Source organism: Amycolatopsis melonis (assembly GCF_040064235.1).
GTDB classification, from domain to species: domain Bacteria; phylum Actinomycetota; class Actinomycetes; order Mycobacteriales; family Pseudonocardiaceae; genus Amycolatopsis; species Amycolatopsis melonis.
Window position 1 is genome coordinate 413,143 of the sequence record NZ_JBDZYD010000004.1, and the last position, 21,846, is coordinate 434,988.

Annotated in this window: 20 protein-coding genes; 9 read left to right on the forward strand and 11 right to left on the reverse strand. The window is 72.1% G+C overall.

The window, feature by feature from the left end; all coding sequences use genetic code 11:
* The first annotated feature begins 15 nt into the window (after positions 1-15).
* Together ABJI51_RS12810 and ABJI51_RS12815 are read left to right on the forward strand one after the other, a co-directional pair.
* Positions 16-405 (forward strand): hypothetical protein, encoded by a 390-nt coding sequence (locus ABJI51_RS12810; RefSeq protein ID WP_348950416.1) that lies wholly within the window; start codon positions 16-18, stop codon positions 403-405.
* A gap of 3 nt (positions 406-408) precedes the next feature.
* Positions 409-1,041 carry a LuxR C-terminal-related transcriptional regulator gene (locus ABJI51_RS12815; protein WP_348950418.1) on the forward strand — a complete coding sequence of 211 codons (633 nt, stop codon included), beginning with the start codon at positions 409-411 and terminating at the stop codon, positions 1,039-1,041.
* Between the two features lie 48 nt (positions 1,042-1,089).
* Here the strand turns inward: ABJI51_RS12815 and ABJI51_RS12820 are convergent, their stop codons facing one another.
* The 3 genes from ABJI51_RS12820 to ABJI51_RS12830 form a co-directional block, all read right to left on the reverse strand.
* Positions 1,090-2,241, reverse strand: a complete 1,152-nt coding sequence (locus tag ABJI51_RS12820) for a S53 family peptidase (protein ID WP_348950420.1) — start codon at positions 2,239-2,241, stop codon at positions 1,090-1,092.
* A 10-nt stretch (positions 2,242-2,251) separates the two neighbouring features.
* Positions 2,252-4,366, reverse strand: a complete 2,115-nt coding sequence (locus ABJI51_RS12825) for a hypothetical protein (RefSeq protein ID WP_348950422.1) — start codon at positions 4,364-4,366, stop codon at positions 2,252-2,254.
* Positions 4,367-4,495: 129 nt separating this feature from the next.
* Entirely contained in the window at positions 4,496-5,221 is a 726-nt protein-coding gene (locus ABJI51_RS12830; RefSeq protein WP_348950424.1) for a FadR/GntR family transcriptional regulator, read from the reverse strand.
* A gap of 142 nt (positions 5,222-5,363) precedes the next feature.
* Here ABJI51_RS12830 and ABJI51_RS12835 point away from each other — a divergent pair, with 142 nt between their 5' ends.
* From ABJI51_RS12835 to ABJI51_RS12855, 5 genes are read left to right on the forward strand one after another with little or no spacing between them, the layout of a single operon-like run.
* Positions 5,364-6,962, forward strand: a complete 1,599-nt coding sequence (locus ABJI51_RS12835; protein ID WP_348950426.1) for an ABC transporter substrate-binding protein — start codon at positions 5,364-5,366, stop codon at positions 6,960-6,962.
* Positions 6,963-6,973: 11 nt separating this feature from the next.
* Positions 6,974-7,933, forward strand: coding sequence for an ABC transporter permease (locus ABJI51_RS12840; protein WP_348950428.1), 960 nt, complete (start codon positions 6,974-6,976; stop codon positions 7,931-7,933).
* The gene (locus ABJI51_RS12845; RefSeq protein ID WP_348950430.1) at positions 7,930-9,834 is read left to right on the forward strand and encodes a dipeptide/oligopeptide/nickel ABC transporter permease/ATP-binding protein; all 1,905 of its coding nucleotides are present in this window, start codon (positions 7,930-7,932) and stop codon (positions 9,832-9,834) included. The genes ABJI51_RS12840 and ABJI51_RS12845 overlap by 4 nt, the downstream gene beginning before the upstream one ends.
* Positions 9,831-10,769, forward strand: coding sequence for an oligopeptide/dipeptide ABC transporter ATP-binding protein (locus tag ABJI51_RS12850; protein ID WP_348950432.1), 939 nt, complete (start codon positions 9,831-9,833; stop codon positions 10,767-10,769). Before ABJI51_RS12845 ends, ABJI51_RS12850 begins: the two co-directional genes overlap by 4 nt.
* A complete protein-coding gene (locus tag ABJI51_RS12855) occupies positions 10,769-11,692 on the forward strand; it encodes a dihydrodipicolinate synthase family protein (protein ID WP_348950434.1) in 924 nt (307 codons plus the stop codon). The genes ABJI51_RS12850 and ABJI51_RS12855 overlap by 1 nt, the downstream gene beginning before the upstream one ends.
* Here ABJI51_RS12855 and ABJI51_RS12860 read toward each other — a convergent pair.
* A complete protein-coding gene (locus tag ABJI51_RS12860; protein WP_348950436.1) occupies positions 11,658-12,554 on the reverse strand; it encodes a DMT family transporter in 897 nt (298 codons plus the stop codon). The two genes, ABJI51_RS12855 and ABJI51_RS12860, sit on opposite strands and share 35 nt — an antisense overlap.
* 71 nt (positions 12,555-12,625) lie before the next feature.
* Between ABJI51_RS12860 and ABJI51_RS12865 the strand changes: the two genes are divergently transcribed.
* Positions 12,626-13,528: a LysR family transcriptional regulator gene (locus ABJI51_RS12865; protein WP_348950438.1), complete on the forward strand. Its 903-nt coding sequence runs from the start codon at positions 12,626-12,628 to the stop codon at positions 13,526-13,528.
* Here ABJI51_RS12865 and ABJI51_RS12870 read toward each other — a convergent pair.
* Positions 13,509-14,855: a protein kinase domain-containing protein gene (locus ABJI51_RS12870; RefSeq protein WP_348950440.1), complete on the reverse strand. Its 1,347-nt coding sequence runs from the start codon at positions 14,853-14,855 to the stop codon at positions 13,509-13,511. The genes ABJI51_RS12865 and ABJI51_RS12870 overlap by 20 nt on opposite strands.
* A 143-nt stretch (positions 14,856-14,998) precedes the next feature.
* On the reverse strand, positions 14,999-15,460 hold the full coding sequence (locus ABJI51_RS12875; RefSeq protein WP_348950442.1) for an HNH endonuclease: 462 nt from the start codon (positions 15,458-15,460) through the stop codon (positions 14,999-15,001).
* 170 nt (positions 15,461-15,630) lie between these two features.
* Here ABJI51_RS12875 and htpG point away from each other — a divergent pair, with 170 nt between their 5' ends.
* On the forward strand, positions 15,631-17,526 hold the full coding sequence (gene htpG / locus ABJI51_RS12880; protein WP_348950444.1) for a molecular chaperone HtpG: 1,896 nt from the start codon (positions 15,631-15,633) through the stop codon (positions 17,524-17,526).
* 450 nt (positions 17,527-17,976) lie between these two features.
* Here htpG and ABJI51_RS12885 read toward each other — a convergent pair whose 3' ends face one another.
* The 5 genes from ABJI51_RS12885 to ABJI51_RS12905 form a co-directional block, all read right to left on the reverse strand.
* The gene (locus tag ABJI51_RS12885; RefSeq protein ID WP_348950446.1) at positions 17,977-18,615 is read right to left on the reverse strand and encodes a cupredoxin domain-containing protein; all 639 of its coding nucleotides are present in this window, start codon (positions 18,613-18,615) and stop codon (positions 17,977-17,979) included.
* Complete coding sequence (locus tag ABJI51_RS12890) at positions 18,612-19,034, reverse strand: hypothetical protein (protein WP_348950448.1); 423 nt, start codon at positions 19,032-19,034, stop codon at positions 18,612-18,614. The genes ABJI51_RS12885 and ABJI51_RS12890 overlap by 4 nt, the downstream gene beginning before the upstream one ends.
* 74 nt (positions 19,035-19,108) lie before the next feature.
* Positions 19,109-20,089, reverse strand: a complete 981-nt coding sequence (locus ABJI51_RS12895) for a cupredoxin domain-containing protein (RefSeq protein WP_348950449.1) — start codon at positions 20,087-20,089, stop codon at positions 19,109-19,111.
* A 28-nt stretch (positions 20,090-20,117) separates the two neighbouring features.
* A complete protein-coding gene (locus ABJI51_RS12900; RefSeq protein WP_348950451.1) occupies positions 20,118-21,026 on the reverse strand; it encodes a copper resistance D family protein in 909 nt (302 codons plus the stop codon).
* A 3-nt stretch (positions 21,027-21,029) separates the two neighbouring features.
* Positions 21,030-21,644, reverse strand: coding sequence for a hypothetical protein (locus ABJI51_RS12905; RefSeq protein ID WP_348950453.1), 615 nt, complete (start codon positions 21,642-21,644; stop codon positions 21,030-21,032).
* Between the last annotated feature and the right edge of the window lie 202 nt (positions 21,645-21,846).

A 21,846-nucleotide genomic window follows, 5' to 3' on the forward strand; every position in this document is an offset into this window, starting at 1 on the left:
CGGGAGGAAGAAACCGTGACCCTGTGGGACAGGCTCGGGATGGACGGCAAGCTCGTCAAGGTGCTGGAGGCGATCCCGCCGGGTCCGGACGCCGGGGACTTCGGCCGCGCGTACGTCACGATCCACCAGCTGGCGGTCGAGCTGGACCAGCGGTTCCCGGAGGTGCGGGCGCAGCTGGACGTCCCGCTGGGCGGCGGCGCGACCCGCCACGCGGGCCTGGTCGAGCTGCTCGGCAAGGAGCTGGTGGACAAGATCAGGCGCTACGGCGACGTCTACCCGATCGAGGCCGCGCAGCTGTCGCCGGTGCGGTTCCGCGAGCTGCGGCTGCGCGGCCCGGGCGGCCGTGACCTGGTCGGCGCGTCGAAGACGGAGCTGCCGCTGATCCGCCTGCGCGCCAGGGACTGACCGGTGCCCGCCCCGCCGGTCCGGGTCCTGGTGGCCGACCGCGACCCGGCGGTGCGGGGCCGCCTGCTGTCCGTGCTGGGTGCGGTGGACGGGATCGACGTCGTCGGCGCGACCGGCGACGCGACGGCGGCCGAGGTCACCACCCGCCGCCGCCGTCCGGACGTCGTGCTGCTGGACCTGCGGCTGCGGACCCCGGGTTCGCTGCCGCGGCGCCCGGCGGTGGTGGCGCTGGCGGCGTTCGACTCCGACGCGGGCATCCTGCGTGCGCTGCGCGACGGCGCGGCCGGGTACCTGCTGCGCTCGGCCCGGCGCAGTGAGCTGGTCAAGGTGGTCCTCCTGGCCGCGGACGGGCACGTGGTGCTGTCCGCCGCCGCCTCGCGGCGCTGGGTGTCCGCGGCGACCAGGCTGTCGGGCCCGCGAGACGAACGCACAGCACGCGTGGACCTGTTGTCGGACCGCGAAACCGCGGTCCTCGCCGGCATCGGTGACGCGCTGACGAACGCGGAGATCGGCCTGCGGCTGGGCCTGCCGGAGCCGGTGGTGCGGGACTGCGTCGCGCGGGTGGTGCGGAAGCTGGGTTGCGCGCACCGGACGGAGGCCGGGGTGCTGGCCTACGAGAGCGGCCTCTGCCGGTGACCTGAACGGCTCTTTCCTGCCGCCGGACGACAGGAAAGAGCCGCTATGTCAGAAGCCGCTCAGGGTGTTCGGGACGCCGACGCCGGTCGGGGCGTCGTAGCCCGGGCCCGCCACGCACAGGTAGTCGCCGCCGCACTTCTTGCCCGCGCCTGCCGGGTCGTTGTTGCCCGCGGTGATGTCGGTGAACTCCGCCGCGTGCGCGTACAGGTCGGCGGGCTGGGCGGTGCCCGCCCGGCCGGAGCGGCCGTACAGGCCCGCCACGAACGGCGCCGAGGCACTCGTCCCGTCCACCGGGAGCCAGCCACCCGCGTCGGCGTGGTAGACGGCCAGGCTTTCCGCCACCGCCGCGACGTCGGCGACGGTCCGCTTGCCGCAGTGGGTGTCCTTCTGCCACTTCGGTTTCGCGATGTAGGCCGAGCAGCCGCTGCCGCCGTACTGCCACGCCCATTCCGCCCAGCCGCGCGGGGAATCCGGGTCGCGGGCCAGCGACGTCCCGCCCACCGCGACCGTCGAGGCCAGCACTGCCGGGTAGCTCGCCGCCGTGAAGCCGGAGTCGCCAGAGGAGGCCACCACCGTCACGCCCGGGTGCTGGTAGTGGCTCGCATACGCCAGCGGCGCGCCGCCTTCGCGGGCGCCGTAGCTGTTCGACACCACCTTCGCGCCCAGCCGCACCGCCGTGTCCTCGGTCTCGGCGAGGTCGGCGAACCCCGGCGTGTTGCCTTCCACCACCAGGATCCGGCAGGACGGGCACGCCGCCGACACCATCGAGACGTCCAATGTGGACTCCAGGGCCCAGCCGAAGTTCGACGGCGGCAGCGGTGCCGCCGCGCCCTGCTGGTTCACCTTGCGGAAGCACCCGTTCGCCGTGGTGCACGGCGGAAGGCCGAACTGCGCCCGGTAGGTCGCCAGGTCCGCCTCCAGGTTCGGGGCGTCGTAGGCGATCGAGATGCCGACGACGGTGTCGGGCCCGGGCTGGTCCGGCAGCCGGTAGGCGGAGGCGAGGTCGCCGGCACCCCAGCCGACGGGCCCGTCGGCCAGTGACCGGGCCGCGTGCGGGGTGTAGGTGGTCAGGCAGCGCAGCAGGCCCGGGCCCGGTTCGGGACACGCGGCCCGCGGGCCCGGGGCCGCCGTCGCGGCCGGGGTGAGCGTGCCCGCCGCCGCGACGACGGCGGCCAGCACTCCGATCAGTCGTCTGTACACAATGGACCCCTCAGGACTGGTAGACGTGGTAGGCGGCGGTGATCGTCTCGTCGATCGTCGCCCCGGCGGCGTCGGACGCGGTGACGCGCAGGGAGACGTCCATGCCCCGGAACGCCTCCGTCGTGGCGGTGAACTCCGCGTGGAAGACGCCGTCGCCGCGGGGCGTCACCGTGGCGTCCTGCCAGGTCGTGCCGTTGGTGGAGTACTGCACCTTCGCGCCGGTCACCGCGCTGCCCGTGCTCAGCTGCAGATGCCCGACCGTGAGGTCGAGGCTCTGCGGGCCGGACACGGTGGAGCCGTCCGGCCGCAGCCCGCCGACGGCGTAGCCGAGGGTCAGCAGCGGCTCGACCGCGCACGAGCGGTCCGGCCCGTTCTCCCCGCGCGCACAGTACAGCGCCGTCGGCAGGGTCGTGCCCTCGACGTGCTGCGACTGCCACGTCCACTCGGTGTGGGTCGCGGTGCTCTGGCGGTACATCGGCCCGGTCCGGCCGGCGTCGAGCGTGAGCCCCAGCGTCGCCGGGCCGGCGCCCACCTCCTGCGCGAGAACGAGTTCGTCCGGGCCCGTCGGATCGCCTTCGGCCAGGGTCGTGCCGTCCTGGGTGAACCGGTAGTGCCCGGTGATGGTGTCGCGGGACTCGCCGTAGAAGCCGAAGCCGGTGTGGCCGGGCTGGTTGTCGCTGAACGGCGTGAGCAGCACCCGCACCAGGTCACCGGCCCGGGTCGCGCCCGGTTGCGTGAGGTCCCGGCCGTCGGTCAGCGGCGACAGCGTCACCGCGCCCACCGGGTGCAGCGGGAACCGGTTCCAGTCCTCGGTGACCGCCGTGCCGCCCTGGTAGGCGTGGAACGCTTCGCGCTGGCCCCCGGCCCAGCCCGGGAACGGCCCGGGCAGGACGTACTTCGAGAACCCGCCGAACCACGCCAGATCCGGCGCGGCCGAGACGTACTCGGTCTGCTTCCGCGGCAGTGCGATCGGGTGCGACGGCCGTCCGCTGCTGTCTTCGAAGGCGAACATCCCGCTGCGCTGCCGCAGGCCGGAGGAGGAGTACTCGCTGAAGTAGGTCGCGTCCACCGTGGCGACGTCCTTCGCCGTGATCACGTACCGCTGCTGCGGAATCGTGCCGGTGCTCGCCTTCTGCAGGACGTATTCGTACGGCGTGCCCGGCCCGGGCGGCGACACGAGCCGGCTGTACGGATAGGTCTGCAGCGCGCCGGTGCGCACCGGAACGGCGGTCGGCGACACCGAAATCGGCACGCCGGGCCCGGCGTCGAAGTCGACGAGCAGGGCCGGTCCCGTCTTCGCCGCGCGGCGGAACAGGAACCCCGTGTCGTCGAGCAGCGCCGGACGTGGCGTCACCCAGGTCACCTTGCTGGACGCGCGTTTCGCGTCGACCCGGACGGTCATGTCCGCCTTGACCGCGAACTCCGGCTGCGCACTGAACCGCACCTCGGTGGGGTTGCCGTCGGCGTCGGCCGTCCAGAACAGGCCGAGTGCGCTGTAGTTGCCGTCCGGCACGCTGAACTTGGCGGTCCCGCCGAAGAAGTAGCCGAAGTTCTCGTCCGGGGCCAGGGTGGCGCCGTCGTCGGTGTTGTAGAGGAACGCGACACCGGTGTCGGCGGGCTTGCCCGCGATGTCGGTGCCGTCGACGGACACGGTCCGCATCACCGACCGCGGCCGGACGGCCTGCCGCTTCGGCGCCCCGGCAAGGGCGAAGCGGGTGCCGCCGGCGAACAGACCCTGGCCGCCGAACCGGCCCCTGGCAGTGTCCTCTTTGAACTGTTTCGCGAGGGCGGCACCGAAGGTCCGCGGGTCGGCCGGCAGCGGGGCGCCGTCCAGCAGCGCCTTGACGTCGAACAGGCTCAGGTCGAGCCCGCGCCCGAGGTAGGGGAGCGCGGTGCCGGGGACCTCGTAGTCCCGGCCGCCGAGCCGCAGGTGGACCAGCGCCCGCGCCATACCGGTGGCCGCGGCCGGCTGGACGTCGAAGGTGTCCCGCCCGTCCGCGGCGGTCCGCACGGTGACCCGGTCCCCGGTGATCAGGGTGACGGTCGCCGACGGCGTCGCGGCGACGGCGGACGGCGGGGCGAGCCCGGCCAGCCCTGCCGCACCGGCGAGCAGGACCGCGAACATCGAAAATCTTCTTCGCACTGGCACCTCCGTGTGGTGATCGATCACCACTACCGACGAGCCAGTGGGCCGTGTCGTTGAGCCGGATCCGCGATCTTTCGGAATTACGCCGATCGGCTCAACGACACAAAGTCAGGAACGTGCGGCGGGTACCGGGCGGGCGACGCCGAAACCGCCGTACGGTCCGGCTTTCGCGCGCTTGCGGACTTCGTCGAAGTGGCGGTGCACCGCTTCCGCGGCCGCGTCGGCGTCGCGCAGGACGAGTGCGTCCACGATGGCCTGGTGCCGCTTCGCGGTCGCCGTGGCCGAGGAGGCCGGGCCGCCCAGCTCGCTTTCCGCGATGCGGTAGACGTCCCAGAACAGTCCCGTCAGCTCGCGCGCGAGGTCGAAGCCCGCTTCGGCGCAGATCAGGTCGTGGAACTCGCGGTCGGCCTCGGCCGCGTCGGGGCCCTTGCGGCGCATGCGGGACACGCACGCCTGCAGTTCCTCCACCAGCTCCGGCCGGTGGTCGGCCGCGACGCGGCGGGTCAGCTCGGTCTCCAGCATCTCCCGCACTTCCAGCAGGTCGCGCAGGCGCCCGACGTCCGTGGCGCCGCGGGCGCGGGTGCGGAACAGCAGCCACGTCTGCAGGGACTCCGAGCCCGCCGAGCCGACGAACGTGCCGTAGCCGTGGCGGATCTCGACGATGCCGAGCGCCTGCAGGGCCTTGATCGCCTCGCGGATGGAATTGCGGCTGACACCGATGTCCTCCATCAGGCTCAGCTCGGTGGGCATGGGCGCGCCCGGTGGGAGCTCGCGCTCGACGATCAGGTCGATGATGCGCTTGGTGATCTCTTCGCTGCGCTGCGGACGGGCCACGGCTGTCCTCCCCGGATGCGTCATGAGAGGACATCCTACGTCATACGTCCAGCCCTCTTGACCGGCTTGCGAACGCATCCTAGGCTCACGCCGGTCATAGGACGTCCCACGTCCTACCGTTCGAGGCCCGCAGGAGACAGCGATGTCCCAGAGCCCGCCGCTCAGCCGCCGCCAGGTACTGCGTTACACCACGTTCGCCGGGGCGGCCTTGGCATTCCCGACCGTGCTCGCCGCGTGCGGCGGCCCGGCGTCGACCAACCGGACCGGCAGCTCGGCGGGCTCGCTGACCGCCGTCCTCGGCTACGGCAACAACCAGACCTGGGACCCGCTGCAGACCGCGTCCGCCTTCTCGATGGCCGCGATCCTGCACTGCTACGAGTCCCTTGTGGAGGGTGACCCGATCACCCGCGCCCCGTTCCCCGGCCTGGCCAAGGCACTGCCCGCCGATACGGGCGGCACGAGCCTGAAGTTCGACCTCAGAGACGGCGCCCAGTGGCACGACGGGCAGCCGGTGACCGCCGACGACGTCGTCTTCACCTACGCCCGCGCGCTGGACGAGCAGGAGAACGTGCTCATCCACAGCTTCTTCGCCACCTGGCTGAAGGAGGTCCGCAAGACCGGCGACCGCTCGGTGGAGTTCGTCCTCAAGTTCCCGTTCCCGTATGCGCTGCAACGGATCCAGTGCTGCAAGATCGTCCCGAAGCACGTCTTCGACGGCAAGTGGGACGAAGCCAAGAGCGGCAAGGTCGTCGGCTCCGGCCCGTACAAGGTCGTCGAGCAGGCACCGCTGAGCCACACCGGCTTCGAGAAGTTCGCCGCCTACAACGGTCCCCGCCCGGCCGCCTACGACCGGATGCTCTGGAAATCCATTGTGGATGCCGCGCCGCGCGTCGCCGCGATCTCCGGAGCCAAGCCGGACGCACAGATCGCCGAGAACATCCCGGCCGCCAACGCCGAGCAGCTGCGCAAGGCCGGCCGCACGGTCGAGTTCGCCGACGGCGGCAACAACCTGTTCCTGCTCTTCAACACCGCGCACGCGCCGTTCGACAAGAACCTCGTCCGCCAGGCACTGCACTACGCGATCGACAAGAAGAAGATGGTCGACATCGGGCTCAAGGGCGCCGGCACGGCGGCGACGTCGTTCATCAACCCGAAGCTGCCGTCCTCGCAGCCCGCGGCACTCGACTTCGCCTACAACCCCGACAAGGCCAGGCAGCTGCTGCAGCAGGCCGGGGTCGCGAACCTGAAGGTGACCCTGTCCACGACGAACACCTCGCTGGTCGCCGACTGCGTCAAGGTGATCAAGGAGGGCTGGGACGCGATCGGCGTCCAGACCACTTTGGACTCCCAGGACACCAAGGCGCTGTTCTCCAAGCTCGACGCCGGCACGGACTTCCAGGTGGTCGCGACGACCAACAACCCGCTGCAGTTCGGCAACGACCCGGACCTGCTCGTCCGCTACTACTACGACGCCAAGGCCATCCTGACCACCAAGTACGCCCGCTGGACCGGCCCGGACGCCCAGGCACTGCGCGCGCTGCTGGACCAGGCCGCGGCGGAGGCCGACGAGGCCAGGCGGGCCGCGCTGACCAAGCAGATCGTCGACCGGATCGCCGAGCAGGCGGTGCTCTACCCGGTGGTGTTCACCCAGCTCGGCACCGCGTGGGACCCGAAGGCGATCACCGGCGTGCGGGCACAGGGCTACCCCGGCATCTGGCTCAACCAGGCCAAGCCGGTCTAGGAGGCGAATCCGTGGCCGTCGTCGTGCGGATGCTGCTCAGCCGCGTCCTCGCCCTGATCCCGCTGCTGCTCGGCGTGATCCTGTTCGTGTTCATCGTGATGCGCTTCGCGCCCACCGATCCGGCACTGGCCGCGTTCGACGGCGCCAACGCCACCGCCGAGCAGCTCCGGCAGTTCCGGCTGGAGAACGGCCTGCTCGACCCGCTGCCGCTGCAGTACGTGCACTTCGTCGCGCACCTGGCCCAGGGCGACTTCGGCACCAGCGTGATCACCAAGCAGCCGGTCGGCGAGACCATCGCGACCGCGCTGCCGCTGACCGTGCAGCTCACCCTGCTCGGGCTGGGCATCGCGCTGGTGACCTCGCTCGTCCTCGGCGTGACGTCGGCGTTGTTCCGCGACCGCTGGCCGGACAAGGTGATCCGCGTCGTCACCCTCGCCGGGGTGGCCGCGCCCGCGTTCTGGGTGGCGCTGCTGCTGGTGCAGTGGCTCGCGGTCGGCGAAGGCCTGTTCCCCACCAGCGGATACGTCAGCCCGGCCGACTCCTTCGGCGGCTGGCTCAACTCGCTGACGCTGCCCGCGGTGTCGCTCGCCCTGCCGGTCGCGGCGCAGCTGACCCGGGTGATCCGGACGTCGATGGTCGAGGAACTGGACAAGGACTACGTCCGCACCGCGCGCGGCGGCGGCCTGCCGCCGGTCGTCGTGATCGGGCGCAACGTGCTGCGCAACGCGCTCGTCACCCCGCTCACCGTGCTCGGCCTGCGGGTCGGCTACCTGCTGGGCGGCGCCGTCGTCATCGAGACGATGTTCGCGCTGCCGGGGATGGGGCAGAACATGATCCAGGCCGTCACCGACGGTGACACCGCCAAGGTGCAGGGCTTCGTCATCACCATCGCGCTCGGGTTCGTGCTGGTCAACCTGATCGTCGACGTCCTCTACCTGATCGCGAACCCGCGTCTGCGGAGCCACGCGTGAAGCGCCTGCGCGGTGGGTGGCCCGCGCTCGCGATCCTCGGTGTCCTGCTGCTGGTCGCCGTGCTCGGCACGCTCGTCGCGACGCACAACCCGGACGCGCTGAGCACCGACACCGGCGGCCCGAGCGGCACGCACTGGTTCGGCACCGACGCTTCCGGCCGCGACATCTTCTCCCGGCTGGTCGCCGGCACCCGCTGGTCGCTCGCCATCGGTCTGGGGGCGGTGGCGCTCGCGCTGGTGTCGGGCGCGCTGATCGGCGCGTTCGCCGCGACGGCGCACCGCCGGGTGGACGCGGTCGTCATGCGCGTGCTCGACGTCGTCATGGCCTTCCCCGGCATCGCGCTCGCCGCGGTGCTGGTCGCGGTGTTCGGCCACGGCATCGCGGTGCTGATCCTGGCCATCGGCTTCCTCAACATGCCTGCGGTGGCCCGGGTCGTGCGGGCGAACGTGCTGGCCCAGTACGGCGAGGACTACGTCGCCGCCGAGCACGTCATCGGGGCCCGCCGGTTCTTCGTGCTGACCCGGCACGTCGCGATCAACTGCGCCGCGCCCGTGCTGGTCTACTGCACGGTCACGGTGGCCGACGCGATCGTGTTCGAGGCGTCGCTGTCGTTCATCGGGGCGGGCATCCAGCCGCCGGACCCGTCGTGGGGCTCGGTTCTGGCCGACGGCAAGGATCTCGTGCTCACCGGCGGCTGGTGGGCCACGCTGTTCCCCGGCCTCCTCATCCTGATCACCGTGCTGGCGCTCAACATCCTGTCCGAGCGCATCTCCGACGCGTGGGCGGCGCCCTCGGCCCGCGCGGTCAAGGCGGCCGAAGTCGCCAAGGCCGTCGAGGCACGCGACGACGCCGACACCGCGCCGGTCCTGCCCATCGCGGGCCTGCGGGAAGCGGGGGAGCGGCTCGCCCGGACCGCCCGGTTCCTCGACGACCGCGAGCCGGTCCTGGAAGTCGACCGGCTGGCCATCTCGTTTCCCGGCCGCCACGACGGCGTGGACGTCGTCGACGGCGTGTCGTTCAGCGTCCGCGCGGGCGAAGTCCTCGGCCTGATCGGGGAGTCCGGCTGCGGCAAGACCCTCACGGCGTTGTCGATCCTCGGCCTCCAGCCTCCGGCCGCGAAGGTGTCGGGCCGGATCCGGTTCGCCCAGCGCGACCTGCTGGCACTGCGGCCGGGTGAGCGCCGCCGTCACCTCGGCCACGACATCGCGATGATCTACCAGGACGCGCTCAGCTCGCTCAACCCGGCGATGACCATCCGGGCGCAGCTCAAGCAGTTCACCCGCCGCGGCGGCACCCGCACCCCGGCCGAACTCCTCGACCTGGTCAACCTCGACCCGGGACGGACGCTGCGGGCGTATCCGCACGAGCTGTCCGGCGGCCAGCGCCAGCGCGTGCTGATCGCGATGGCGCTCTCGCGCAGCCCCAAGCTGATCGTCGCCGACGAGCCGACCACCGCGCTCGACGTCACCGTGCAGGCCCAGATCATGGCGCTGCTGCTGCGGCTGCAGGAGGAACTGGGCTTCGCGCTGATCCTCGTCTCGCACGACCTGGCCCTGGTGTCCGAGATCGCCGACCGCGTCGTGGTCATGTACGGCGGGCAGGTCGCCGAGCTGGGCACGACGGCGGAGGTCGTCGGCTCGCCGCGGCACCACTACACGCGCGGCCTGCTCAGCGCCGTGCTGTCGCTGGAGGAGAACGACGCGCGGCTGACGCAGATCAAGGGTGTCGTCCCGGCACCGGCCGAGTTCCCCGCGGGCTGCCGGTTCGCCGACCGGTGCCCGGCGGCCCGCGCGAAGTGCCACACCGAGACGCCGGTCCGCTTCGGCGAGCCGGTCGAGCACCTCGTCGCCTGCCACTTCCCGGCGGTCGACCTCGCCCGCGAGAAGGAGGCGACGGCGTGAATCTCCTCGAAGTCGACGGCGTCCACGTCGTACACAAGATCCGCGGCGCCCGCCTGTTCGGCCACGACAACGTCTACGCGCTGACGGACGCGCACCTGGTGGTCAACCCGGGCGAGACGATCGGGATCGTCGGCGAGTCCGGCTGCGGGAAGTCGACGCTGGCCAGGGTGATCGTCGGCCTCCAGCGGCCGACCTCGGGCACCGTGCGCTTCCGCGGGCAGCCGTCCGTCTCCGGGCGCGAGGTCGGCATGGTCTTCCAGGACCCGTCGACCGCGCTCAACCGGCGGCTGGCCGTCGCCAGGATCATCCGCGACCCGCTCGACGTCCACCGCGTCGGCACCCCGGCCGAGCGCGACGAGCGAGTCCGCGAGCTGATGGGGTTGGTCGGCCTGCCCCCGAGCGTCGCCGACGCCGTGCCGGGCCAGCTGTCCGGCGGCCAGCGCCAGCGCGTCGCGATCGCGCGGGCCCTGGCCCTGCGCCCCGCGCTGCTGGTCGCCGACGAACCGACCTCCGCCCTCGACGTCTCGGTCCGCGCCCAGATCCTCAACCTGCTGCTCGACCTGCGCGAGCAGCTGGAACTGGCGATGGTGTTCGTGTCGCACGACATCCAGACCGTCGCCAAGATGAGCGACCGGATCGTCACCATGTACCTCGGCCGGATCGTCGAGGAAGCCCCGGTCGGCGCCGTCGCCCGCCATCCGTACACGCGGGCCTTGTTCTCCGCGACGCCCAGCCTGCTGCACCCGGCCGAGCCGGTCGTGCTCACCGGACCGGTGCCGTCGGCGACCCGGCCGCCGAGCGGCTGCCCGTTCCGCACCCGCTGTCCGAAGGCCACCGGCGCCTGCGCGGCCGAGCTGCCGCCACTCGCCGCCGCCGAGGACGGGCACACCTACCGCTGCATCCATCCCGAGACCCCGACCGGAGTGAGCGCCTGATGCCGAAGTTCGCCGGAATCGTCCCGCCGCTGTGCACGCCGTTCAACGACGACTTCAGCGTGGACACCGACTCGCTGCGCCGCCACGTCGAGGTCCAGCTCGACGCCGGCGTGCACGGCGTCTTCGTCCTCGGCTCCTCCAGCGAGGTCGCCTTCCTGCCCGACGCGCAGCGCCGCGTCGTCGTCGAAACCACGGTCGACCAGGTCGCCGGCCGCGTCCCGGTCCTGGCAGGCTGTATCGACATGACGACGTTGCGGGTCGCCGAGCACATCCGCGCCGCCGAAGCCGCCGGGGCCGACGCCGTCGTCGTCACCGCGCCGTACTACACGCGCACGCACGTCGCCGAGATCGACCGGCACTTCCGCCTGCTGCACGAGCGCACGGCGCTGCCGATCGTCGCCTACGACATCCCGGTCGCCGTGCACACCAAGCTCGACGGCGGCATGCTGCTCGACCTCGCGGCCGACGGCGTCCTCGCCGGGCTCAAGGACTCCAGCGGCGACGAAGCCGCGTTCCGGGCCGTGCTGCTGGGCAAGCGCGAGCGCGGCCTCGACGCCTTCGCCGTGTTCACCGGGTCCGAGCTGCTGGTGGACGCGGCCCTGCAGCTGGGCGCGGACGGCGCGGTGCCGGGCCTGGGCAACGTCGACCCGGTCGGCTACGTGCTCATCCACGACCACGTCAAGGCCGGCAACCTCGCCGCGGCCCGCCGCGAGCAGGAACGCCTGCTCAAGCTGTTCTCGATCACGTCCGTGGCGCCGCCGAGCCGGATGGGCCGCGGCTCGGCCGCGCTCGGCGCGTTCAAGGCCGCGATGAAGCTGCGCGGGTTCGTCGACAACGCTGTCACGGCGCCGCCGCAGCTGCCGCTGGACGACGAGGAACTGTTGCAGATCAAGGGGAAACTCGCCGAAGCGGGGCTGCTCTGACGATCCGGCCGGATCCGCGGCCGAGGGAGATGAGGACGACACCGGCGATGCTGAGCGCGCCGCCGGCGACGTCCGCCCACCCCGGCGTCTCGCCGAGCCACCCGTACGCGACGGCGAGAGCGACGGCAGGCACGAGGTAGAGCGCCCCGGTCGCGACGGCGATGGGGTGCCGCGCGACCGCGTAACCCCAGGCCACGAACCCGGCCGCCGAGGGAAGGACGCCGAGGAAGACCACGGACAGGGTCGCTTCCGCCGGTGCGGTCGCGGCCGCGTGCCAGGCCTGCGGGGCAAGCGGGGCGAGGAAGAGCGTCCCGGCCCACATCGCGTAGCAGGCCACTTCGAGCCCGGTGTAGCGCCTCAGCAGCGGCTTGCTGCCGAAGTGGTAGACGGCCTGGACCGCCGCCGCGGCCAGCACGACCCATGCCGCACCGGAAAACCCCAGGCCACCGCCGGTGGCGATGAGCGCGCTGCCGCCGAGGGCCACCGCGCTGCCGAGCACCTTCACCGCCGTCAGCCGCTCGCCGAGAAAGGCCGCCGCGAGCAGCGCGCTGAAGACCGGAGCCACGGAGATGAGCAGGCTCGCCGTGCCCGCCGGGACGTGCACCTCGCCCCAGTTGAGCAGGAGCTGATAGGCGCTCATCCCGGCCAGCCCGCACGCGCCGATCATCGGCAGATCGCTCCGGCGCGGCACGCGCACCTTGAGCAGCGGTGCGGCGAGCAGCAGGACGGCCGAGGCGACCGCGAGCCGGGCGAACGACAGCCCGGCGACGCCGTAGCCATCGAGCCCGACCTTGATCGCGGGGAACGCGGCCGCCCACAGGACGACGGTGACGGCCAGGGCGGCAGTGGCTTTGAAGTTCACTGCTTCATCGTCGGAGCTACGATGCTAAAGCACTAGTTACGGTTCTTTACGGCATCGGAAAGTCGGACTTCATGTTGGAGCTGCGCCGGCTGCGCATCCTGCACGCCCTCGCCCAGCACCGGACGGTCGCGGCCACGGCGGCGGCCCTGCACCTGACCGGGCCGGCGATCTCGCAGCACCTGGCCGCGCTCGAACGCGAGGCCGGTGTCCCGCTGCTGGAGAAGCAGGGCCGCACCCTGACGTTCACCCCGGCCGGGCGGCTGCTGCTGTCCCACGCCGAGGTCATCCTGGACGACCTGGCGGCGGCGGAGTCGGCACTGGCCGCGGCGGCGGGCACCGGCGGCCCGGCGACGGTCCGGGTGGCGGCGTTCGCCTCCGCCGCGCGGCAGCTGCTGCCGCGGGCGTGGGCCGGGCCGGTTTCCCTGCGCCTGGTGGAGCAGGAGCCGGACGCGGCGCTGGAGTCGTTGCGCCGCCAGGAGGTCGAGATCGCGGTGGTGCACAGTTATTCGCTGCTGCCCCGGGACATCCCGCCCCGCTGCGACGAGCGGCCGTTGCTGGCGGACCCGGTGTGGCTGGCGGCGGCCCCGGCGTTGTCGGGCCTGTCCGACGGCGAGCCCGCCCGGCTGGCCGACTTCGCCGACCGGCCGTGGCTGGTGCCGTCGGCGGACCTGTCCTGCTACGAGATGATCCAGCGCGCCTGCGGCGCGGCGGGTTTCGTGCCGTCGGTGGTGGCGGAGTCGGCGGATTTCGCGGTATTGCTGGCGTTGGCGGCGGCCGGGGCGGGCGTGGCGTTGGTGCCCGAGCTGGCGTTGCCCGCGGGCCCGCTCGGCGTCGGGTTGCATCCGCTGCGGGAACCGTTGACCCGCAAGGTGTTCGCGCTGACCCGCGCCGGCACCACGCGGCGGCCGGAGGTCCTGGCGGTGCTGGACCGGCTGGAACGGGCGGCGGCCGGGTTCAGAGCGTCCGGCAGCTGAGGACCGGCCGGGCGGCGTCGTTTCCGTTCTGCGTCAACGCGATCAGCCCGAATGTCGTCGTCGCGTTCGCCGCCAGCTTGGCGTTCCAGTCGGCGTTGCGGACCGTGACCGTCGAGCCCTCGACCGTGTAGTTCCCGTTCCACAGCCCGGTGATCCGGTGCCCGGGCGGCAGCGTCCACCGGACGGTCCAGCCGGGCAGGTCCGCCGTCCGGTCGTTGTGCACCGTCACCTGCACCTGGTAGCCGCCGGGCCAGGAGTTCGTCACCTCGTAGCGGGCCGCGCAGCCCAGGTCGGCCGCCGTGGTGGTGGTCGGCGGCGGGGGAGCGGATGAAACCGGGGCCGCTACCACCGGTTCGCTGTCCGGCACCAGCGCCGTCCCGATGACGACGCCCACGGCCAGCAGCACCGCCCCGGCGGCGCCCGCCAAGAGGAGCTTGCGACGCGGCCGGCGCACGCGCAGCAGCCGGGTTCCTGCCCGCGGCCGGGGGCGGGGCGGGGGCAGCGGGCGGCCGCCGGTGACCGCCTCGAACAGCTCCTGGACCTCCGCCATGGCCGGGCGCGCGGCCGGGTCGCGCTGCAGGAGGCGCAGCAGCACCTCGGCGAGCGGGCCACTGTGCTTCGGCGGGATGACGTCGTCGCGGGCGATGCGCAGCAGCAGCGCGATCGCGTTGTCGTCGGTGCCGAACGGCGGCGTGCCCTCCAGCGCGCGGTACAGCGTCGAACCGAGCGAGAACACGTCCGCCGGGAAGCCCGCTTCGCGGCCGCCGGCGACCTCGGGCGACAGGTAGGCGGGCGTGCCCGCGATGAAACCGCCGCCGGTGACCGTGCCTTCGCCGGTCGCGCGGGAGATGCCGAAGTCGGCGATCTTGGCCACGCCCGACTCCCCGATGAGGACGTTGGCCGGCGTGACGTCGCGGTGCACCACACCCTCGGCGTGCGCGGCGGCGAGCGCCGAGGAGACCTGCAGCCCGATGCGCGCGACCTCCTCGGCGGGCAGGCGTTCCCGGTCGAGGAGGACGTCGGCCAGCGTCCGCGACGGCAGGTACTCCATGACCAGGTAGGGGCCGCCGGGCTCGTCGACGACGTCGTGCACGGTGATCGCGTGCGGGTGCCGCAGGCGGGCGGTCAGCCGCGCCTCGCGCAGGGCACGCAGGCGCGCCTCCTGCCCGGCGGCCTGGCCGATGGCCGGGTCGTACGCCAGCTGCTTGACCGCGACGACCCGGTCGAGCCGCTCGTCCCAGGCCCGCCAGACGACGCCCATCGCGCCCTGGCCGATCCGCTCGGCCAGCCGGTACCGCCCGGCGACCAGCTCTCCTGCGTCGGTCACGACGACCTCCCGGCTTCCCCCGGAACACACGGATGCGGACGGCGTCCGGTTCGAGCTTAACGGCCCGGTACACCCGTGACCGGACGTCATGAACGAGTCGTTCACCTCGTCTGACGTCATGAACGAGTCGTTCATGTCGTGGCTCAGGCGGCGACCCGGTTCAGCTGGTCCCACGTCGGCACGTACGGCGTGAACCGCAGCTTCATCCCCGCCTCGGCCGGGAGCTTGTCCGCCTTGCGGGCGTTGCAGCTGCGCGGGGTCCCGCCGCACGCGGCGACCGTGTTGAGCCACGACGTCCGGTCGCCGCCGCGGCTGATCGGCGTCACGTGGTCGATCGTCGTCGCGCGGGCGCCGCAGTACGCGCAGCGGTGGCCGTCGCGGGTCAGCACCCCTCTCCGGGACCAGCGGGGCGGCTGCGTATATCGCCACTTCATGACGACGTACCTCAGCAACCGCACGATCTTCGGGCGCGGGAACAGCCCGTAGGCGAGGCCGTCCTCGGCCTCGTGGATCTCGGCGACGCGCCGCACCAGCATGCGGATCGCGTGCGGCACCGAAACCGTCTGCAGCGGCTCGTAACCGGCGTTGAGGACCAGAACCTTCACAGCGCACCTTTCCTTCGCACCACGCGGAAACTTGTGCGCAACATCGTCACCGAGCCGTTGACCTGCGTCAATCGCGTTTCACCGCCGCGGATGGCGGCGGGTGCGTGCCGGAACTGTCGGACCCGCTCGGTAGGATCGACCCAACTTCGCTGAACCGGAAAGGAACGGAAGTGACCACCCCGATCGAGACACTGGAGTTCCAGTCGGAAGCCCGTCAGCTGCTGCAGCTGATGATCCATTCGATCTACTCGAACAAGGACACCTTCCTGCGCGAGCTCGTGTCCAACGCCTCCGACGCCCTCGACAAGCTGCGGCTGGAGTCGTACCGGGACAAGGACCTCGAGGCGGACACGTCCGACCTGCACATCGCGATCGAGGCGGACCCCGCCGCGCGGACCCTCACCGTCCGGGACAACGGCATCGGCATGACCCGCGACGAGGTGGTCACGCTGATCGGCACGATCGCCAAGTCGGGCACCGCCGAGTTCCTGGCCAAGCTCAAGGAGGCCAAGGACGCGGCGGCGTCGCAGGACCTGATCGGGCAGTTCGGCGTCGGGTTCTACGCGAGCTTCATGGTCGCGGACAAGGTCACGCTGGTGACCCGCAAGGCGGGCACGGCGGAGGGCGTCCGCTGGGAGTCGACCGGCGAGGGCACGTACACGATCGAGCCGGTCGAGGACGCGCCGCAGGGCACCGCCGTCACGCTGCACCTCAAGCCCGAGGACGCCGAGGACCACCTCTACGACTACACGTCGGCGGCGAAGATCCGGCAGATCGTCAAGAAGTACTCCGACTTCATCACCTGGCCCATCCGGATGAAGGGCGAGGGGGACGACGCGGAGGTCGAGACGCTCAACTCGATGAAGGCGCTGTGGGCGCGCTCGTCGAGCGAGGTCTCCGAGGACGAGTACCACGAGTTCTACAAGCACGTCAGCCACGACTGGCAGGACCCGCTGGAGACGATCCGGCTGCAGGCCGAGGGCACGTTCGAGTACCAGGCGCTGCTGTTCCTGCCCTCGCACGCGCCGATGGACCTGTTCCTGCGCGAGCGCAAGCGCGGCGTGCAGCTCTACGTCAAGCGCGTGTTCATCATGGACGACTGCGAGTCGCTCGTCCCCGAGTACCTGCGGTTTGTCAAGGGCGTCGTCGACGCGCAGGACCTCTCGCTCAACGTGTCGCGGGAGATCCTGCAGCAGGACAGGCAGATCCAGCTGATCCGCCGCCGCCTGGTGAAGAAGGTGCTCTCGACGGTCAAGACGATGATGACCGCCGACGCCGAGAAGTACGCGACGTTCTGGCGCGAGTTCGGCCGCGCGGTCAAGGAGGGCCTGCTCGACGACTTCGAGAACCGCGAGGCCATCCTCGAGATCTCGTCGTTCGCCTCGACGCACGACGCGGAGAAGCCGACGTCGCTGCGCGAGTACGTCGACCGGATGAAGGACGGCCAACAGCACATCTACTACATGACCGGCGAGTCGCGGTCGGCGATCGAGAACTCGCCGCACATGGAGGCGTTCCGCGCCAAGGGCTACGAGGTGCTGGTCCTGACCGACCCGATCGACGAGATGTGGGTCGACGCGGTGCCGGGCTTCGACGGCAAGCAGTTCCAGTCCATCGCCAAGGGCCAGGTCGACCTGGAGTCGGAGGAGGACAAGAAGGCCACCGAGGTCGCGCGCGAGCAGCAGAAGAAGGAGTTCGAGGGCCTGCTGTCCTGGATGGGGACGGCGCTGGGCGAGACGGTGAAGGAGGTCCGCCTGTCCTCGCGGCTGACGACGTCACCGGCGTGCATCGTCGGCGACACGCACGACCTGACGCCGACGCTGGAGAAGATGTACCGCGCGATGGGCCAGGAACTCCCGCCGATCAAGCGCATCCTGGAACTCAACCCGGACCACGCACTGGTGAAGGGCCTGCGCGAAGCCCACACGGCCCGCCCGGACGACGAGGGCCTGGCCGAGACGGCGGAGCTCCTGTACGGCATGGCCCTCCTCGCCGAGGGCGGCGAGCTGAGCGACCCGTCGCGGTTCATCAAGCTCCTGGCGGGTCGGCTGGAGAAGACCCTCTGATAGTGGCGACCGGGCGGGGTGCCTTCGGCGGGCTCTGAAGGCACCCTCCCTCCGGGGGCCGGGGGCCGGGGGCCGGGGGCCGGGGGCCGGGGGCCGGGGGAAGGGGAGGCATCTCGCCGCTGGCGGGGAAGGCGCCCGCCCCCAGCGGAGAAGGCACGGAGAAGGCACCCCGCCGCTGGTGGCTCTCGGCGGTCAGCGGCTTCGGGCCCGATTCCGGCGTGGCTCCGCATCGTCCGAGCCGGGGCGGTGCCTCCGCCCCGGCTCCGATTCGCCTGGTGGGGCCCGGAACTCGCGTGATCAGTGCCGTGATTCGCGTGACCAGGCCCGGAACTCGCGAGTTACGGGCTCAATCACGCGAGTTGCGGGCCCAAGCACACGAGTTCCGGCTCCAATCACGCGAGTTCCGGCTCTGATCACGCGGGTTACGTCCTGCTCCAAGCGGGATCCGGGTCAGGCGCGGCGGGAGCCGAGCAGCAGCAGGCACAGCACTGCGATCCCCGTAACGACCCCAGCTACGAGCAGCATCGGGTTCAGGCTCGGCGGCGTCGCCGCGGCCGCCTGGACCGCCGGCTGTCCCGTTGCCGGAACCTCCGTGGCTGGGGCGTCCGTGGCCTGAGCCGGGGCGGTGGTGCCCGGGGAAGTCGCCGCCGGTGCCGCCGCGGCCGGTGATGTTGCTGCGGATGTCGTCCTCGGTGACGTCGGGCGGGGTGCTGCCGCCGCTGTTGTCGGCTTTGGTGGGGCCGTTGTCGGGGCCGGGAGGACCGTTACCGAGGCTCGCATGTCCGGGTGCACCGAACAGTAGTACGCGTACGTGCCCGGCTGGCGGAACGTGTAACTCCAGCTCTGCCCGGCCGACAGCTGCGGGCTGCGGAACGCCACCGGCGCACTCGTCGTCACCACGTCGTGTGGTGCCGTGTCGTGCTGCATCCACGTCACCGTGTCGCCCACCCGGACCGTCAGTGATGCCGGGGAAAATGCGTAGTCCTGCATCATCACCTGCTGCGTTGCCGCTCCCGCCGTCGGGACGAGCAGGGGGACGTTCAGGAACATCAGCACGCCCGTCAGGAGCAGGGCCGCGCGCCGCCTCATCGGGTGAACTCCATCGCGATCTCGACGCGCAGGCGGCGGCCCGCCAGCGCCCGGGCGAGACGGCCGAGCTGGCGGGGGCGGCGGCGGGGTGGTGGGCTGATTCCCGCCGCCCAGATGACCAGGCTGTCGTCGTCGCGGCAACGGATGTCGCCGCTCAGGCGGACCTCGCGGCCCGCGATGCGGCCGTCGATCACCACCTCTTCGGTCACCTCGGCGGCCGTGAAGGTCGCCGTGCCGCGGGAGAACGGCAGGGTCACGGTCACCGTGAACTCCGAGCCGGGTGTCCAGTGCCCGCCGGTCGCCGTCAGGCGGGCGCGCAGCATCGGCAGGCGCAGGACCGAAACTTCGATGACGCACCGGTCGCGGCGCAGGGCGAGGCCGGTCGCGGGCGGGACCGGCAGGACGGCGGTGTCGGGCATCGGGGGAGAGCCTCCGGGAACGAGGGGGACGGGTGGCCCGGCCGGGAACCGGGCCACCCGGGGCGGGGCGAGAGTCAGCAGCTCGCCTGGTTCAGCAACGGCGTGAGCACGTTTTCGAGCCACACCGTGTGCGTCTTGATGTACTGGTCGAGGTTGAGCAGGTCGGTCACCTGCTGGCCCAGCGACTCCTCCAGGTGCGCGCTCTTGATGTGCGCGATGATCGGCGCCAGCGTGTCGGTGACGACCTTGTCGGCCGACCCGTCGAACACCGGGGCGAGCACCGTTTCCAGCCACACCGTGTGGGTCTTGATGTACTGGTCGAGGTTGAGGATGTCCTGCACCTGCTGGGCAGGCGAGGTCTCCAGGTGCGCGCTCTTGATGTGGTCGAAGATCGGCTGCAGGACCGACTTCGGCACGCACGAGCCGCCGCCGGGCGGGGTGGACGGCGCCGGCATCGTGTGGGTCGGGGACGTCGTCGGGGTGGACGTCGGGGCCGAAGTGGGCGGGGCGGTCGTCGGGGCCGAGCCGGTGACGGTCACCGTCGCCTTCATGTCCGGGTGGATCGAGCAGTAGTACGAGTACGTCCCGGCCTTGGTGAAGGTGTGGCTGAACGTCTGCCCGGTCTGCAGGGTCGGGGAGGTGAACTTCTCCGGCCCGTCGGTGATCACGATGTTGTGCGGCGCGGTGTCGTGGTTGGTCCACGTCACCGTGTCGCCGACCGAGATCGTCAGGCTCGCCGGGGTGAACTTGTAGCCCATCGCCTCGACCGACTTCGACGACGCGGGTGCCGCGGCGGCGGGAGCGGCGGCGCCGCCCGCCTGCTCCTGGGCCAGCCCCTGGTACAGCGGGACGGCCAGGGGGCTCTGCCGCGCGAGCGCGGCGAGGTCGACGTCGGTGCGCTGCGCCGGCGCCGCCTGGTCGGCCTGCCCGCCGCGCAGCGTGGCGAGGCTGAACAACGCGGTCGCCAGTGCGAGGATCGCCACGGCGATCGGCCAGTTCCGCCGTCGCCGCACCACCTCCGGCTGCTCGGGGGCGGCGGGGTTGGGGTTGTCCATCGAAGGACTCCTTTCGGGTACTGCGCAATCAACGGCCGGGACTGGCCGTGACGAGGAAGCTCGCCGCGAGCAGGACCACGAGCACGAGCGTGGTCTCGGCGGCGACGGAATAGACGAACGGGCGGACCGTGCCGGCGTCCCCGCGCAGCACGACGGCGAAGTCGAGGCGGCGCCCGACCCAGCGGCGGCTGAACTGCGCGGCGGCGAGCACGGTGGCGAGCACGCCGAGCTTGACCAGCAGGGTCTGCCCGTAGGAGGTGGAGAACACCCGGCCGACGCTGCCGACGGTCTGCCACGTCAGCACCACGCCCGCGGCGACGACCAGCGAGACCGACGCCATCGCCAGCTTCGAGTAGCGGGGGACGACCGCGGCCAGCTCGCCGGGGTCACGGCGGGCCAGGACACCGAACAGCAGCACAGCCAGGCCGCCGATCCACGCCGAAGCGCCTGCCAGGTGGGCGAAGTCCGCCAGCTGTGTCAGCCACGGCCGGGTGCTCTCCACCGCGTGGCCGGTCAGGCCGGTGGTGCGGAGCAGTCCGATGAGGACCGCGCCTGCCCCGACGCGCCAGGGCAACGCGGTCGCGGCGGCCCGGTCGCGTTGCAGCAGCCACGCCAGCACGACGCCGCCGAGCAGCCACAGCAGGGCGCGGGCGAACCAGATGCGGCCGAACTGGCTGTCCAGCGCCTGGCTCAGCAGGTCCAGCGCCAGGAAGTCGCCGGGCGGGCGCTGCGCGGCCCACGCCGCCTGCAGCCCCAGCCCGGCGAGCGTGCCGAGCAGGCCGAGGACCCAGCCGGTCACCAGCAGCACCCGGGTGCCGCGGTGGGCGGCGCCGCCGGGCCACAGCACGGCCACGAACAGCAGCCCGCCGGCGAACAGGGTCAGCCCGGCGTAGTCGACGCTGCGGGCGACGACGTACCACGCCTTCACCGGTTCCACGGCTCACCGTCCATTGAGGATGGTCGGGGTGACGGCGGCCGCGGGCACCATCGCGGGCTCCAGGCCGCCGTCGGCCGTGCGGCAGTAGCCGAGGACCTGCGCGCCGAGCCCGTCCGGGCCGGTCACGCCGAGGCCGGTGGTGACCGCGCCCAGCAGCGGCAGCCCGCCGACGGTGTCCAAGACCTGTTGCGGCACACCGGGCTGGCACGCGGGCACGTCGGTCCCCGGCGGCGGAGGCGGCGGGAGCGTCGGTGACGTCGGCGGTGCCGGCGACTCCGACGAGGGCGGGGGTAGCGGGGTGCCGGGGTCGGACGACGCGGGCGGCGCCGCGACGATGTCGCCGGGTGGCATTGCCGCGGCGGGCGGGTCGCCGACCGGGACCGCGGGCAGCGGCGCCGCCGGGACGTCCGCCGGTGGCTGCCCGGCCGGAACCGGTTGCTGTGCCTGCGGGGTTTGCGGAGCCGGCTGGTGCCCGCCGTCGGCCACCACGGGCGGGGCCGTCGCGGCGGCACTGCCCGGGCGCAGGCCGATGCCGGACGCGTAGCCGACGACGATCACGACCGCGCCCGCCAGGCTCGCGGCGATGACGTGGTCGCGGCGCACTGCGGGACCTCGCAAGGTTTCGTCCTCCAAAGAACGCCGAATCCGCCACTATGGAAAAGCGTGAGCGGAAATGCCGGGGGATCGGGAATGAGCGGGATGCGGGAGCAGAAAACCAGCTGTCACGTTTCAGGGCGTGATCTTCACATGAAGGACAGGTAAAGTCCCGCGGCTCCCGGTGGGCGAAGCGCGGTGAGTTGCTGAGCCGAACGCCCCGTTT

Excerpts from the sequence above, each read along its gene's own strand:
- ABJI51_RS12825 (WP_348950422.1), bottom strand. The coding sequence starts at position 4,366 with ATGTTCGCGGTCCTGCTCGCCGGTGCGGCAGGGCTGGCCGGGCTCGCC.
- ABJI51_RS12890 (WP_348950448.1), bottom strand. The coding sequence starts at position 19,034 with ATGCCCGACACCGCCGTCCTGCCGGTCCCGCCCGCGACCGGCCTCGCC.
- ABJI51_RS12895 (WP_348950449.1), bottom strand. The coding sequence starts at position 20,089 with ATGGACAACCCCAACCCCGCCGCCCCCGAGCAGCCGGAGGTGGTGCGG.
- ABJI51_RS12835 (WP_348950426.1), top strand. The coding sequence starts at position 5,364 with ATGTCCCAGAGCCCGCCGCTCAGCCGCCGCCAGGTACTGCGTTACACC.
- ABJI51_RS12855 (WP_348950434.1), top strand. The coding sequence starts at position 10,769 with ATGCCGAAGTTCGCCGGAATCGTCCCGCCGCTGTGCACGCCGTTCAAC.
- ABJI51_RS12865 (WP_348950438.1), top strand. The coding sequence starts at position 12,626 with ATGTTGGAGCTGCGCCGGCTGCGCATCCTGCACGCCCTCGCCCAGCAC.
- ABJI51_RS12885 (WP_348950446.1), bottom strand. The coding sequence starts at position 18,615 with ATGAGGCGGCGCGCGGCCCTGCTCCTGACGGGCGTGCTGATGTTCCTG.